General features: G+C 38.4%; 14 protein-coding genes. 6 read left to right on the plus strand and 8 right to left on the minus strand.

From position 1 onward, the window contains the following. Positions 1–60 precede the first annotated feature (60 nt). Entirely contained in the window at positions 61–1,089 is a 1,029-nt protein-coding gene (locus tag ABJQ32_05120) for a type IX secretion system membrane protein PorP/SprF (GenBank protein ID MEP5289008.1), read from the plus strand. Between the two features lie 27 nt (positions 1,090–1,116). Then, entirely contained in the window at positions 1,117–2,349 is a 1,233-nt protein-coding gene (locus ABJQ32_05125; GenBank protein MEP5289009.1) for a M48 family metallopeptidase, read from the plus strand. Here the strand turns inward: ABJQ32_05125 and ABJQ32_05130 are convergent. Both ABJQ32_05130 and ABJQ32_05135 read right to left on the minus strand, forming a co-directional pair. Continuing rightward, positions 2,346–3,410, minus strand: coding sequence for an NAD(P)H-dependent glycerol-3-phosphate dehydrogenase (locus tag ABJQ32_05130; GenBank protein MEP5289010.1), 1,065 nt, complete (start codon positions 3,408–3,410; stop codon positions 2,346–2,348). The genes ABJQ32_05125 and ABJQ32_05130 overlap by 4 nt on opposite strands. Beyond that, complete coding sequence (locus tag ABJQ32_05135) at positions 3,394–5,067, minus strand: 1-acyl-sn-glycerol-3-phosphate acyltransferase (protein MEP5289011.1); 1,674 nt, start codon at positions 5,065–5,067, stop codon at positions 3,394–3,396. The genes ABJQ32_05130 and ABJQ32_05135 overlap by 17 nt, the downstream gene beginning before the upstream one ends. 162 nt (positions 5,068–5,229) lie before the next feature. Here ABJQ32_05135 and ABJQ32_05140 point away from each other — a divergent pair, with 162 nt between their 5' ends. After that, positions 5,230–6,204 carry a polyprenyl synthetase family protein gene (locus ABJQ32_05140; GenBank protein ID MEP5289012.1) on the plus strand — a complete coding sequence of 325 codons (975 nt, stop codon included), beginning with the start codon at positions 5,230–5,232 and terminating at the stop codon, positions 6,202–6,204. A gap of 93 nt (positions 6,205–6,297) precedes the next feature. Here the strand turns inward: ABJQ32_05140 and ABJQ32_05145 are convergent, their stop codons facing one another. Then, positions 6,298–7,038, minus strand: coding sequence for a TspO/MBR family protein (locus tag ABJQ32_05145; protein ID MEP5289013.1), 741 nt, complete (start codon positions 7,036–7,038; stop codon positions 6,298–6,300). A 98-nt stretch (positions 7,039–7,136) separates the two neighbouring features. On the opposite strand from ABJQ32_05145, the gene ABJQ32_05150 reads away from it, so the two are divergent. Beyond that, positions 7,137–8,324 (plus strand): phosphoglycerate kinase, encoded by a 1,188-nt coding sequence (locus ABJQ32_05150; GenBank protein MEP5289014.1) that lies wholly within the window; start codon positions 7,137–7,139, stop codon positions 8,322–8,324. Here ABJQ32_05150 and ABJQ32_05155 read toward each other — a convergent pair. The 4 genes from ABJQ32_05155 to ABJQ32_05170 all read right to left on the minus strand — a co-directional run bounded on the left by ABJQ32_05155 (position 8,321) and on the right by ABJQ32_05170 (position 13,709). Then, positions 8,321–10,207: an ATP-dependent DNA helicase RecQ gene (locus ABJQ32_05155; protein MEP5289015.1), complete on the minus strand. Its 1,887-nt coding sequence runs from the start codon at positions 10,205–10,207 to the stop codon at positions 8,321–8,323. The genes ABJQ32_05150 and ABJQ32_05155 overlap by 4 nt on opposite strands. Before the next feature lie 154 nt (positions 10,208–10,361). Beyond that, a complete protein-coding gene (locus tag ABJQ32_05160) occupies positions 10,362–10,628 on the minus strand; it encodes a UBP-type zinc finger domain-containing protein (protein MEP5289016.1) in 267 nt (88 codons plus the stop codon). Between the two features lie 18 nt (positions 10,629–10,646). Beyond that, a complete protein-coding gene (locus ABJQ32_05165) occupies positions 10,647–12,308 on the minus strand; it encodes an FAD-dependent oxidoreductase (GenBank protein ID MEP5289017.1) in 1,662 nt (553 codons plus the stop codon). Positions 12,309–12,311: 3 nt separating this feature from the next. Next, entirely contained in the window at positions 12,312–13,709 is a 1,398-nt protein-coding gene (locus tag ABJQ32_05170; protein MEP5289018.1) for an ATP-binding protein, read from the minus strand. Positions 13,710–13,910: 201 nt separating this feature from the next. On the opposite strand from ABJQ32_05170, the gene ABJQ32_05175 reads away from it, so the two are divergent. Further along, entirely contained in the window at positions 13,911–14,450 is a 540-nt protein-coding gene (locus ABJQ32_05175) for a DUF2975 domain-containing protein (protein MEP5289019.1), read from the plus strand. Between the two features lie 3 nt (positions 14,451–14,453). Further along, the gene (locus ABJQ32_05180; protein MEP5289020.1) at positions 14,454–14,657 is read left to right on the plus strand and encodes a helix-turn-helix transcriptional regulator; all 204 of its coding nucleotides are present in this window, start codon (positions 14,454–14,456) and stop codon (positions 14,655–14,657) included. A gap of 161 nt (positions 14,658–14,818) precedes the next feature. Here the strand turns inward: ABJQ32_05180 and ABJQ32_05185 are convergent, their stop codons facing one another. Further along, positions 14,819–15,361: a hypothetical protein gene (locus ABJQ32_05185; protein ID MEP5289021.1), complete on the minus strand. Its 543-nt coding sequence runs from the start codon at positions 15,359–15,361 to the stop codon at positions 14,819–14,821. Positions 15,362–15,478: the final 117 nt, after the last annotated feature.

A 15,478-nucleotide genomic window follows, 5' to 3' on the forward strand; every position in this document is an offset into this window, starting at 1 on the left:
CTTAAGCCGATTTATATTAATTGTATAATTTGCTCAACGATTTATAATTAGAAATTTCATATGATCAAAAAGGTCATTTTCTTCATTACAATCTTTAGTGTCCTTTGTCAGGAAAACACTTTGAAGGCTCAAGACCCTCAGTTTTCTCAGTACTATGCTGCACCGCTATATTTGAATCCTGGACTTGTGGGCATCAATCAAAAAGGGCGAATGGGGATCAACTACCGAACTCAATGGCCAAATTTAGATGCAAATTTTGAGACATTCTCTGCTTATGCAGACTATCACTTTGAAGATTATTTTAGCAGTGCAGGTATCATTTTCACAAGAGATCAAGAAGGGATTGCCGGACTTAATTCGACCTCAATAGGCCTTCAATATGCTTATCAGCTTCAAATAAATTATGATTGGACCTTTCGTGCGGGTGTTCAAGGTGCCTATGTTATTCGTGACCTGAACTTTGACAAACTCACCTTTGGTGACCAATTTGATAACACAGGTTTAGTGAGACCTGTGACTGGCGAAGTATTTAACACAGGACTTAACGCAAAGTTTTTTGACCTTTCATTCGGAGGAATATTATATAATCCTTCGATATGGATAGGAGCCGCGCTTCATCATGTTCTAGAACCTAATCAGAGCATTGCAGGGGGTGATGCACCTCTGCCAAGAAGATTTTCGATTCATGGAGGGTACCGAATTTCGCTAAATCCCGGATCTAGAAAAACTGGCATTGGTGAACGAAGCATCACTCCTACTTTTAATTATCGAACTCAAGGAAATTTTGATCAATTGGATGTTGGAGCATATTTCACACTCAGTCCGGTCTTAGTTGGTTTATGGTATCGTGGACTTCCGATTAAAAACCTAGACGGAATAACAAATAATGAATCTATTATTTTAATGCTTGGGCTTCAAACAAACCGAGCAACATTTGGCTATAGTTTCGATTATACGCTTTCTGACCTTGGCATAGGAACAGGTGGCGCTCATGAAATCAGTATAGCTTATTCGTTTAGCTTGGGTGATCCTCTTAAACCAGCTGCTGATGTGCGTAGATTAAGGTGCCCCATTCCTTTTATTTTCTAGAAGGCAAACTCACCCTAACTTTGCGGCATGACTGAAGAAACCATTTTCTATATTCTCATTGGCATTATCTCTTTTGACTTTGCACTGGAACGTACGTTAAGTTTTCTTAATAGGAATAGTTCCAAAAAACCAGTCCCCAAAGAACTTGAGGGAATATACGATGCGGAAAAGTATGCTAAATCCCAATCCTATCAGTCAGAAGTATCCCGTTTTGGTACTTTAACAGCCACTTTCAGTTTTGTCATCCTTTTCCTGACCATCTACAATGGATGGTTTGGTGAACTTGATCATTGGATTCGAACTTTCTCTCCTCTCAGCTTAATCACTCCTCTTATTTTCTTTGGTATTCTTTATGTGATTTCTGATGTGATTAATATTCCATTTTCGATCTATAGAAACTTCGTCATTGAAGCTAAATATGGATTTAACAAAATGACGGCAAAGACTTTCATCCTCGATAAGATCAAAGGGTATATTCTTACAGCCATTATCGGAGGTCTTTTACTTGCTGTTTTGATATACTTCGTCAACGCAATTGGAAGTGATTTTTGGTATTACTTCTGGGGAGTAATGACGGCATTTGTGCTCTTTGCAAACTTGTTTTATACCTCTCTTATTTTACCTCTATTCAACAAACTGACCCCAATGGTAGGTGGAGAATTGAAGTCTTCTATCCAGGAATATTGTGAAAAGGTCAATTTTCCATTGAAGAATATTTTTATCATGAATGGATCTAAAAGATCTAGCAAGGGTAATGCCTTCTTTAGCGGGTTGGGTAGAAAGAAAAAGGTAGTTCTGTTTGACACTTTAGTAGAAAAACATACTACAGAAGAATTAACAGCTGTTTTCGCACATGAAGTTGGTCACTTCAAAAAAAAACATATTCTATTTTCTACCATTTTCAGTATCGGGTTGATGGGCTTCATGCTTTACCTGTTTTCTCGCATGGCTTACAATGCAGAAGTAAGTTGGGCTATGGGAGGCCAGACATCTGCATTACACCTAAACTTACTTGCATTTGGGATTTTGTATTCTCCGATCAGTACCATTCTTGGAATCATTGGGAATATTATTTCACGAAAAAATGAATATGAAGCTGATGCTTACGCAAAGGAAACATACGATGGTAGTCCTCTGATTTCAGGACTAAAAAAGATGAGTGCGGATCATTTATCAAACCTCACTCCTCACCCAGCCTATGTATTCATACATTATTCTCATCCTCCTTTAAAAGAAAGAGTAAAGGCACTGGAGAGTTAATCATTCGTATCTATAAAGTCAATTTCAGCTCTGAAAGGGAAACTCATTAAGTAGCCATGCGCTTCTTGAATAGTCATTCGATTGTGAATGATCTTATGAAGTGTTTCGGTGATTGGACATCTTACTTTATATGATTCAGCAAGCTGAGTCACAATATTAATGGTCTTTACTCCTTCCGCAACTTCATCCATCGATTCGATAATTTCATCCAACGTTTCCCCTTTTGCTAAACGATATCCTACAGTAAAATTTCTACTTAGATTAGATGTGCAGGTTGCTACCAGATCTCCTACGCCAGCCAATCCCAAAAATGCTTGAGCATTCCCACCGAGCGCCTTACCTATATAAACCATCTCTACAAGTCCCCTGCTTATAAAAAGAGACTTTGCGTTCTCTCCCAGATCCATTCCTTCGATGGTTCCTGCTCCAACTGCGATAATGTTCTTCAGTACACCACAAAGTTCTATTCCGATCAAATCTCTACTTCCATAGATCATGAACCGATCACTTTTCAATAACCTCTGACCTATGGACACCACCTCGTCAAAGTGAGAGGCTACCACAGAAGCTGCGGGCTTTCGTTGATCTAACTCTCTTGCCAGGTTTGGTCCAGCCAGACACCCCACACGCAAGACAGAAGTTTCTTCTTTTATGATCTCGGAAATAGTTTTAACATGCTCTCGAGTCAAAGGATTGCTAGCAGTGATCTTCTGTTTGTTAGGTACAAAAAGATCAAAGCCTTTTGTTCCATGAATGAGTACATGATAGGGTCTTAAGTGAGGAGCCAATTTGATCACCATATCGCGAACATTAGCTGAGGGTATCATTGGAAAAATGATTTCGCACTTTTGCGGTACTTCTTCTAGGATGTTTGTTATCTCGATATTATCGTGAAGTTTCTGCTTTGAGCTAACACGCTCCTTACTTATTTTTTTGGCTTTTTCAGAATCACGGACATACAGAATAACATGTGCATTATTCTCTGCCAAAATATTGGATATTGCAGTACCGAAGCTACCTGCACCAATAACACCTACGATTTCTCTAGATGTACTTTTCAAGCCCATAGCCATTCATTCGGTTGTGATAATAGTAAAGAGTATTGGTATCCTGCACAATGATTTTTTCATTCTTCTTAATCAAAGGTCTTTGATCGTGATATAAACCAACATTCTGTAATCCGTGCTCTATTGCATTTGTTGCCCGTTCCTTCATATGGTCAGCCATATCTACCAATCCCTTCTTATGGATTTTCTCAAGTCGTGTTCTCAACTTTTTGAAGTTCTCCTTGAACTCCCCATAGTCCAATTCCAAATCTTCCTCTGGCAATCTCAAAACATGGTAAATATCCAGTTTAGGATTTTTCCTTTCCAACATTTTGAAGGCCGTGAAAGCAACAAGGTGGCTTGCAAATACCCGGTTATACTTATGATATTCTTCCACAATACGCTGAGAAAGAACACGGACATATTCCTTTTCTCTTTGCGCATCAAAGGTGATTTCTTTTCCTCTTAGGAAATAGTCTTTTACATTGATCGGGTTGCCATTTTTATCAAAACTGTTACCATCATTATCCACATAGTTCCCCAAAATATCCATACCTCTCCCCAAGTTTACTGAGATATCTGAGCCTTTTGTAAAAAACTTAAACATGAATGTTCCTAACTTATAGGACGTAGAAAATTCATCCGCTTCTACATAATACCTTTCTCTTCCCGTTCTTCTCAGATGTTCTTTAATCAATGATGGAGCTTCAAGGGTAAAGTGATAGTTAATAACCACTGGTACGATAAAAATTTTACCTACTTCTTTATCTTCTTTTGCATTTTGGAATAGCTCTCTCTGAGCTTCAATGGATGTACTCAGCAATCCGATTTTTAAAGAAGACTCGATTTCACCAGATCTTGATCGTGTCCCACCTGGAAAAAAAAGTGAATGACATCCACGTTTTATTGCCTCCCTTGAATAGGTTTTGAGTGTTTCGAGGTAAATGAGATTTTTCTTTCTTCGGTCTACCTTATATGCGCCAAGGCTATTCATAAAGTAAGCTAAGATCTTTATATTAAAGAGGTTGAGTCCTGCTCCATAAATGAACGGAGGCAAACCCAAATGGTGAATTGCCCAACCTATTAGAATTGAATCCAGGTTACTAAAGTGCGTAGGCACCATCACTACCGTACCTTTTTTAGCCAATGATCTGATATGTTCTGTCTCTCCTATGACATGTAATTTATCATCTAAATCTAGCTGTCGACTAAATAACGACAATAGTCCCTTAACACGAGCAGCATTCAGCAGCCTAGCAAAACCAAAAGTGACAAAGCTCTGCGCGAAGCGATATGCTGATTTTTTAAAATTTCCAGAAATCTCTTCAGAGTAACGACGTATAATTTCCTGAAGAATTTCTTTTTCCTTTTGAGCCGCACTCTCTTTTTCATCTGGATTTACATCCAATAAGCGAGATTGAATTCCTTTCCAATACACTTTTTCATCTGGAGGATCAACTCTCCATGGATTGGCCTTCATCCTCATTTTTTCTCGATGAATGGTAGTTTCTATCTCTTCTCTAAGAGATCCATTTTTGTCTTTAAGTAGCGTTTCATAGGTTTCAGAAGTGACTTCTTCTATGAATTCTTTTCTATCTCTGGCGAGCTGAACAATAGGCCACTGACTCTTGTTAGGAATAATCTCTGTGTACCTGATTTTTTTTCTACTCATTTACCTTTTTTGGAAACTGGCGGAAAGATAGCTCTAACCCGAATAATTTGAAGATTGAATGTGAAGAAAGGTGCCGTAACAACTAATTCAACCTGTTAAAAAACAAACCAGTGCCTTAGAAATAGGCTATCTAAATTGTAACATAAGTATTATTGCATTCCAATGCCGCTTAAGCTGAAAGACATACAAGCCCCTGTTGCTCAAGAAATGGAGGATTTCGAAAAGAAATTTCGTCAATCCATGAAGAGTAAGGTGATGCTCCTAGATAAAATCACAGGCTATATCGTGCGTAGAAAAGGAAAGCAGATGCGCCCATTATTTGTTTTTCTCAGTGCGGGAGCTACAGGACAAATTACTGAAGCAACTTTCAGAGGAGCGTCGCTTATTGAGCTACTCCATACGGCTACTTTAGTGCATGACGATGTAGTGGATGATTCCAATGAGAGGAGAGGCTTCTTTTCTATCAATGCTCTCTGGAAAAATAAGATAGCTGTTTTAGTAGGTGATTTTCTCTTATCCAGAGGTCTTATCCTCTCCATGGAAAATGACGACATCAATCTCCTGAAAATTACAACTGAAGCGGTGAAAGAGATGAGTGAAGGTGAGCTATTGCAGATGGAAAAAGCTCGCAAGCTCGATATTAGTGAAGACATTTACTATGAAGTGATTCGTCAGAAAACAGCCAGCTTAATTACTTCTTGCTGCAAAGTGGGTGCTGCTTCAGTGGGTGCTGACGATGAAATCATTCACAAAATGGGTGAATTTGGATTGGCCGTTGGGATGGCATTTCAAATCAAAGACGACCTGTTTGACTATGGAACATTTGAGATTGGGAAGCCCAGGGGAATAGATATCAAAGAAAAGAAAATGACGCTTCCTTTAATATATGCTTTAAATAAAGCCTCAAAATTAGAGCGGAAGCGAATCAAAAAACTAGTCAAAAGAGCTGAGAGTAAACCAAAATATGTTCATGATGTAATTGAGTTTGTGAAAGCCTCTGGTGGACTCGATTATGCTATTTCGGTGATGGAAGAGTATCACAAGAAAGCGAAAGACATTCTCAAAACTTTACCAGAGTCAGATTATCGTAATTCACTTGAGGACTTAGTCCAATTTACGATAGAGAGGACGAAATAATTATGTCTTGTACGAGCAGGGTTATTAATATAAGGTGACTAATATCCAAACATAATCTTCGAATGTGAGGTATTAAAATGAGCGACTTATTACCTATCTCACTACAACACTTCTAATTCCTTCTATTACGAGAATTACCAATATCAGTATTAAAACCACCGCGGCTGCCCCAGCCACTTCTGGCGTTCCTACTTGCTTCTCAGTAATACCGTAAGCAGCCCATGCTACAACTGCTCCAAAAAAAGGATCTCTGTATCTAATGATCATCACTGTCCCAACAGCTCCTGCAAGAGCTAATTCCACGAATACCCAAACAGTCTTTGTCATCATCCAATTATCCATACCGATAACCGTTTGTTCAACACTGATATTAGCAAGTGTTGCTACTGTAATCCAACCCAGGTAGATACTGAATGGCACTTTTACGAAAAAGCGGTCTTTAAATCCCTGAATTTTTCCTGGCTTTACGTGACGGTACAATGCGATTAACGAACCCAGAATAACTCCCATAAGCACCAGTGCCGCAGTTATAAGTTCATAGTGCCATGCAAAAATCCACAAGGTGTTTGCCATACAGTTTATCACAAAGTGTCTGTTGATTCTATCAAATATTTTCCTATCTGCATTAATCGGCAAGGCCTGATATACAACATATATCATCAGAAAGAGATAGATCAGTCCCCAAATGGAGAAAGTAAATCCGGCTGGAGTAAACAATGAAGGATATAAATCAGATACTTCTCCGGTTGTAAGTCCTCCTATCGGAAGGTAGTTAGCCAGAAAATTAATAGTGAGCACAACTGCAAATGATACAATGGGTATGAATCGTGGCATTAAGCAAATTTACTGATGAACCATAAGTTTAAAGGTTTGTTCACAATTTCATTTCCATATACCTTCTTATGTTTGCGTTCTTAAAATTTATTCTACCTATGAAAACAATTCAGGATTTCGATTTTAAAGGAAAGAAAGCGCTTATCAGAGTCGATTTTAATGTCCCTCTCAATGCAGAGATGCATGTGACCGATGAAACTCGAATCAATGCTGCTATACCTACTTTGAAGAAAATCTTAAATGATGGAGGCTCATGTATTCTCATGTCTCATTTAGGAAGGCCAAAAAATGGTCCTGAAGATAAGTTCTCACTACACCATATCACATCAAACCTGAGTCAGAAGTTAGGAGTGCCAATCAAATTTGCAAATGATTGCATAGGGCAAGTCGCCATTGATGAGGCTGCCTCTCTGAATGATGGAGAAGTTTTGCTTCTAGAGAATGTAAGATTCTACATGGAGGAAACTGCTGGTGATAATTCTTTTGCGCAGAAGCTAGCCAACTTGGGGGATATCTACGTGAATGATGCATTTGGAACGGCTCATAGGGCACATGCTTCTACCACAGTAGTTGCTGATTTTTTTAATGAAAAGTGCTGTGGCAATGTGATGCAAGCAGAGCTTGAAAATGCTCGAAAAGTTCTAGAAAATGCAGAAAGACCATTTACAGCTATCATGGGTGGGGCAAAGATCTCTGACAAAATCATGATCATTGAACAATTGCTCGACAAAGTAGACCATCTGATTATTGGTGGAGGGATGAGCTATACTTTCTTCAAGGCAATGGGTGGACAAATTGGAAATTCCCTAGTAGAAGAGGACAAATTGACGCTCGCTAAAGAATTGATAGCTAAAGCAAAGGAAAAAGGAGTTGACCTTCAACTGCCCAAGGACTCTATTATAGCAGATGACTTTAGTAATGATGCAAACACACAAACTGCTGATAATTATGCTATTCCTGAAGGCTGGATGGGCTTGGATATAGGACCAGAATCAAGAGAAGTTTTCTCTAGAATCGTTGAGAATTCAAAAACCATCTTATGGAATGGACCAATGGGTGTCTTTGAGATGAGCAATTTTGCTCAAGGCACTAATAACATTGCTCAAGCTGTAGTCAAGGCGACCGATAATGGTGGGTTTTCTTTAATTGGTGGTGGAGATTCTGCTGCTGCAGTTAATAACTTGGGATATGGAGACAAAGTATCTTATGTTTCCACAGGTGGGGGAGCTCTGCTTGAATACATGGAAGGAAAAATTCTTCCTGGAGTTGCAGCTTTAGAAAGCTAAATCAACTCAAATTTTCCTCTGGATTCAATAACTTTCTTATCCTCGATGAGGATACGTAAGGCTTCCATTATCTGATCTTGCGTGTGGCTAGCCAAAAGTGCTCGAATTTCAGAAATATTGCGTGGAGCCTCTAATACATCTAATACACCATCAACAGGTATATCGCTGGCGTTCAATTGTTTCTTTCTTTCTAGATCGTTATCACACACTCCACAAGTGAGCGTCGTTTCCTCGTCAAAATAATGTTGAAAAATTTGGGTTCGGCATTCATGTGATCCCACATAGTCAATCACTGACTTGGCTTTCTCTCTTGCTAACTTCCTTCTCCACTCAATCTGATTCGCATCAATAGGCAATTTTTCTGCATCCTCTCTGGGTGTTAGAAAAGTAATGGTGGCAGAATCGAGTGCTGGCTGATAATCTATCACTTGGTTGTCGTTTAAAAACTTCAACCACTTCCTCACTTGAACTTTATCTGTCTTTAACAACGAACCGATATCTTTTTCTTTGATTTTGGCATAACCAGCAAATACTTCACCTCCGTACAATCTCAACAAAATTTTTATGAGTGGGTCAAGCTTAGGGTTTGATATTTGAAACTTATATGTCTCATTTTTTTCCAGTAAGAAAGTAATCTTTGAGTGCTCATAATACCCTTCTGTCATTTGGATCAACCCTTCGTCACTCAGCTTTTTTAATGCGCCGTATGTTTCAATCATAGGCAGGTTGTAGGTATTTATAAACTGTTCATAATTGAAGGGAAAATTCGAAAATTCATGACTACCTATGGCCATCTTGAAGTAGTTAGCTAATGCTTGATAAGTCCTCTTTATCTGTTCTAAAGAAACGACTGATCTCTCAGTTCGATCCTTTAATTCATCAATATCCTGGTTATGAAATAAGGCTACCGCATAAGCTTTCTTTTCATCTCGACCAGCTCGACCGGCTTCTTGGTAGTATGCTTCTAAAGAGTCAGGTAAATCCATATGAATAACCGTTCGTACATCAGGTTTATCAATGCCCATTCCAAATGCATTTGTGGCTACAATTACACGAATCTTGTTATTGATCCATGCTTCTTGCCTATCCGAACGATCTTTCCCTGAGAGACCTGCATGATAATAGTCCGCTGAGACATTACTTCTACGAAGTAAATCTGCAATCTCTTTAGTCCGTTTTCTACTCCTTACATATATGACACTTGTACCTTGTACGTTTTGAAGAATCTCCAATAATTTTTGTCCCTTATTTTCTAGCCTGAATGCAGAATAGGAGAGATTTGCTCTGGCAAAGCTTTTCTGGAAGATTTGCACATCATCCATTTCGAGCTTTTCTGTAATGTCCTTTTTTACTTCCTTCGTAGCAGTAGCAGTCAAGGCTATTAATCTTGGTGAAGATATTTCCTTTTTAAATTCTGAAATCTGCAAATATGGAGGTCTGAAATCATAGCCCCATTGAGAAATACAATGAGCCTCATCAATCGCCAGTAGGCAGATATTCATTTGTTTTGCACGTTCTAGAAATATCTCAGTTTTTAAGCGTTCAGGAGAAACATAGATAAATTTAAACCCTCCATAAATACAATTATCAAGGGTTATATCAATTTCCCTTTTGCTCATCCCAGAATAAATAGAAACTGCCTTAATCCCTCTCCTTTGAAGCTGCTCTACCTGATCTTTCATTAAGGATATTAGGGGAGACACGACGATACAAATTCCTTCCAAGACCATTGCAGGGACCTGAAAACAAATAGATTTTCCTCCTCCAGTTGGAAGCAGTGCCAATGTCTCTTTCTCATCCAAAACAGATTGAATAATCTCTTCCTGCAAAGGTCGGAAAGAGTCATAGCCCCAGTACTGTTTTAAAATTTCAGAAGGATTCACAAGGCTAAGTTAGCGGAGTGCTGATGTAAAACGAGATATGAAGACTTGAAAGAACCTATTCCATCATATTTTCTTTGAAATATTTACCTCGCCATCACTGCCCACATGGTCTTCACCTTCATTCTTCAGTTCTGCTTTTGTAACTTCTCGCAGACTAAGAATCCTTCAACGTCTCATGTACATAGCAATACATCCAATTTTCTCCTGGTTCAGCTGAGACTACTACCGGATGTTCATGAGATTTTGCATGCGAGGAAGCATGCTTGTTAGGTGAAGAATCACAACACAATGTAACTCCACACTCCTGGCACGTGCGAAGATGCACCCACCTGTCACTGCTCTTTACACACTCCTCGCATTCGTAAGCTTTAGATTCTTTTCTTTCTGCATTTCTGATGTGTTCACATGATCCGAAATTCATATCGCTTCGTTTTAAATTTTAAGTATTGGCAAGATATTCATGAACAAATTTAATGGCCATAGATCCTTCACCTACAGCCGATGCTACCCTATTCATGGCTCCAGCCCTGACATCTCCTGCTGCAAATATTCCGGGGATGCATGTTTCTAGAAGAAAAGGTTCTCTTTTTAGCTTCCAATTCTTTTCAAAATTTTCATATTTAATAAGAGCTGGGCCTGTTTCCAAAAACCCTCGCTGATCTTTAATAAGATCCAATTCAATCCAATCGGTCATTGGCTTAGCTCCAATGAATATGAAGAGAGCGGTACCTTCTTTCTCCTCTGTCGTATTTAAACTACTGTTTTTTAATACTACTTTTTCCAGACGTTCATCCCCTTTCACTTCTGTGATTTCGGTATAACCTAGAACTGATATGTTATTGGTTTCATCAATTTGATTGATCAAGTACTGTGACATGCTTGACGATAAGTCTGGTTTTCGAATTACGATATAGACATTCTTAGCAAACTTGGAAAGGTACATGGCTGCCTGTCCAGCAGAGTTACCTCCTCCAACAATGTATATATCTTGATCCTGGCATGCGTTCGCCTCCGTTGTTGCAGCTCCATAGTAAATGCCTGCACCAGTAAAGTCATCAATTCCTTTTGCAGGATGTTTTCTATAGTCTACCCCACTTGTGATAATGACAGCTTTGGTGTTAACTACCGATCCATCTTTTAATCTTATAATCTTATAATTGTCTTTGACACTAATATCAGCCACCTCTTGTGGTGATAAGAATTCAATGCCAAACCTCGTAGCTTGTGTGATCGCTCGTCTAGAAAGGTCTGCCCCACTAAGTCCATTTGGAAAGCCTAGGTAGTTTTCTATCCGAGAACTTGTGCCTGCTTGCCCACCTGGAGCTCGTTTTTCTATTAACAGCGTATTTAATCCTTCTGATCCACCATAAACTCCTGCAGCCAAACCAGCTGGACCTGCTCCAATAACAGCCACATCATACATTTCTTGCTTCGCCTGAATAGACATTCCGGTCTTCTTACCTACTTCAGCCATCGAAGGATTCGTTAAATAGGATCCATCTTCAAAAAAAACAGCAGGTAAATCCTTGTGGCCAATATTATTAATTTCTAAAAGCTCTTGCCCTTTCTCATTAACCTCAATATCTAACCATTGATATGGGATGAGATTACCTGCTAAAAAATCTTTAATCTCGTGAGACTTGGGAGACCATTGATACCCGACGATTTTTATTCCATCAAAGTCAGGGAAAAAACTACTTTGCCACGCATCTAGTTGATCATCCAAAATTGGATACAGCTTTTCCTCAGGTGGATTCCATGGCTTAAGAAGATAATAATCTAATTGGACCGCATTGATGGCTTTTATAGCTGCTTCTGTATCAGAGTATGCAGTCAAAAGGATTCGCTTTGCTTCGGGGTAGAATTTTTTAGCTTGCTCTAAAAATTCAACACCCAGCATATCAGGCATTCGCTGATCAGAAAGAAAGAGCGCCACAACTTCACCTCTGTTTTTAAGGTCTTTTAAAAAATCAAGTGCCTCATTCGCGGATTCGGTTGCTAAAATTTTGTAATCACTTTTATACATCGATCGAACATCTCGAGTCACAGACTTTAAAACAGATGGATCGTCATCTACAAGTAAAATAATCGGCTTTTTCATCGGCTAAGCTGCTTTAATTGGCAAACAAACAGTGAATACAGTATGACCAGACTTTGATTTAATATCAATGGTTCCATTGTGCTGAACTTTTACGATTTGTTGGACATTTTCCAGTCCAAGGCCCGTTCCTTTACCTATTGGTTTGGTGGTGAAGAAGGGGTCGAAAATTTTATCTCTTATATCGTCAGGAATGCCTGAACCAGTATCCGAAATCTTAACCTTTACAAAGTCACCATCTTTAACAGTACTAATGGTTAACACTCTACTTTCCCTTTCTTCCATCGCATCTATAGCATTATCAATGAGATTCGTCCAGACTTGATTAATGGCATTTGGCATTACTTCCGGTTGCGGGAGCTGCTCATCAAATTCTTTTTGTACCTCAATTCGATTATCCTTCAGCTTATGATTGAGCATGGTTAGCGTATTGCTGATACCAACGTGTAGATCTGTTTCTGTCTTTGCTGGAGCTTGATCCATGTGCGTATAACTTTTTACTGAAAGCACAAGGTCATTGATTCGCTGAGAGGCATCCTCTATTTCGCCAACTAATCTTTCAGTTGTCATGACTTGATTGATCCAGCCAAAAACAGCTCCATAATCCCATTTAGGAGTAGTCTGCCCAATTACCTCAAGATCTTTAATTTCAAAACCATAGTCTATAAAGTTGTCTGTTAGTTCTTCAGGGTCATCAATCTTTCTTTTCTCCAACCACTCAATCATCTCATCTTCTTTCTCGCTCCTCTCCATCATTTTGATCTCACGCAGACCTCCATTGATTTTATCGAAAAGCAAATTATTGACACGATCAACATCCTCATCCTCCATGTCAATTTTTATGACTGCTTTGAACTTATCAGGTAAAAACTTCAAATGCTTTGACAATTCTTTTGAGCTTCTCACCACCGCCGCAGAAGGGTTGTTTAGTTCATGTGCTAAACCTGCCGAAAGCTTTCCGAGTGCCATCATCTTATCATCTTGCTGCTCCAGCTTTGTGAATTGTCTTATACGGCTACTCATCGTATGCACAAGAGCTGTGGTCAACTCGTGACATTCCTTTATCATATCACCGAAGAAAGACTGATGCAGACTTACGACACATGATTCTTTTTTTGCTTCAGCGAAAGCTCTGGCCTTATCGGCTCTGGAGTAAGGAAGCATGCCTGATATGACTGGTGCTTCAAAAGTTCCTACTGTTTGAAACTGATTCTTCCTTGGCATTTTGATCGTAAATGATCCATCCAATACGATAAGTAACTTATCGATAGCACTCCCTGGCTCAAACAGGTAATCACCCTTTTTGATTGTTAAGCAATCGCTTTTATCCATCATCCATTTCAACTGCTCCGCTGGAACATTTTCAAACTCTGGTACTTTCTTTAATAGATCAATTACTTCCATTCAAATCAATTTTACTCTAAAATAGTATGCTTGTCTTATATAGCTAAAAACAGGCAGAATTTACTAAAGCAGAATTTGTCAACATCATCCAATCTGATAATAATTCGAAAATCATCCACTAATCTTTAAAGATGGTTATTCAATAAATAATTATTGTTTTTAAATAATTATTTATATAATTGCAGATATAAATTTTAAAAAATGAAAAACAATCTCCTTAAATTATCGATTGCTGTCGCCAGGTTTATCCTTGTATTAGATATTTTCCTGGCCGTGCTTCTAGTTTTCTTCATGATTGCCTGGCAAATAGATGTCAGCATTTTCGATTCTATTAAGATGGTTAATGATTCCAGCGTTTTCAAATTCCAGACAAGTCCGTCTGCTGAGGGCATTCCTTTAAGTGATTATGGAAACTTTTATTTCTACTTTACTTGTCTGAAAGCATTAATCATTACTGGAATAATTTATTTGGTACTCAAAATTGCCATACGCATTGTTAGATCGATTTCAAGTATTGAAACATTTAGAATTGAGAATGTAAAATCTTTTCGAAAAATGGGAAAGCTCTTTCTTCTTTGGTTTGGCATAGGCTTAGTATCGATTAAAGAAATAGAAAGTAGTATGCGACTAATCACAGAGCTTAACTTGCAATATGCTATCTGGGCTCTTATTTGTTTCATTCTCGCAGAGATTTTCTCCGAAGGAAATAAGTTACAGGAGGATCATAAACTAACGATATAACCCATGGCTATTATTGTGAATCTTGATGTAGTGATGGCCAAGCGCAAAATACGGTCAAAAGACCTTGCAAATAGGTTGGGAATTACTGAAGCCAACCTATCAATATTGAAGACGGGAAAAGCAAAGGCCATGCGCTTTACAACGTTAGAGGCGCTGTGCGAGGCACTAGATTGTCAACCAGGAGATCTTTTGGAATATCAGAAATAGGGAATATTAAAGTTTCAATTCAGAATTCGCAGATATAAAAAGAAAATAATTCTGATGCCTCATTGATGACCAATGGAATTTTGAAAGGTTAGTTCTGTGAAATAACTAAGAGGGATCAGGTCACTCTGCAACCCGATCCCTTAATCTTAATAAACAGTGTCTTACTGGTCCAGGTGAAGAACATGTAAATGCTCATCAACACGTAGTACCAACTTATCTATCTTCTTCAAATACTTAGATATCTCCGTTTCTAAAACAAGGATCTTCCCATCGTAAGATTCTACTCCCATACCTCGTTTCAGGTTATCAGCATTTGCTTCAATTTCATTGCGAAACAGGCATGACTTTCGCATTTGATCTACGAATCCATGCATGCTATAATCTTCTTCGAGCTGAAGAACATCATTCATGGTTTTCTTCTCTTCTTTTGAATTCCAACTAAAATAGGCTGTTGGATCTTCAAGTCTAGCAACTATCAGGGAATCAAATCCATGTATCTCATTCAATAACCTATCAACTGATTTTCGAAAGGCAGGATTCTGACAATACTCATTTACTCCACTGTATGTCTTTAGATAAGCAGACTTTGCAAGCCATTCATTTGTAACAACATCGTATTGATCTTCTAGAGGGAGTTCAATTTCAGATTGTGAATACCCTGCAATACAGAAAGACAGAAAGAAAATGGAATATAAAATTTTCATAGTATTAATATCTTTTTAAATAGCAATACTATCATTAACGATTACATTACTTATATGTTTCATTTTTTGCTCATCTCTATTAGAAATCTATCTTTTTAAAAAGAAATCTCGTATGAA

Origin of the sequence: Marinobacter alexandrii, assembly GCA_039984955.1 — a bacterium.
Taxonomy (GTDB): Bacteria; Bacteroidota; Bacteroidia; order Cytophagales; family Cyclobacteriaceae; genus Ekhidna.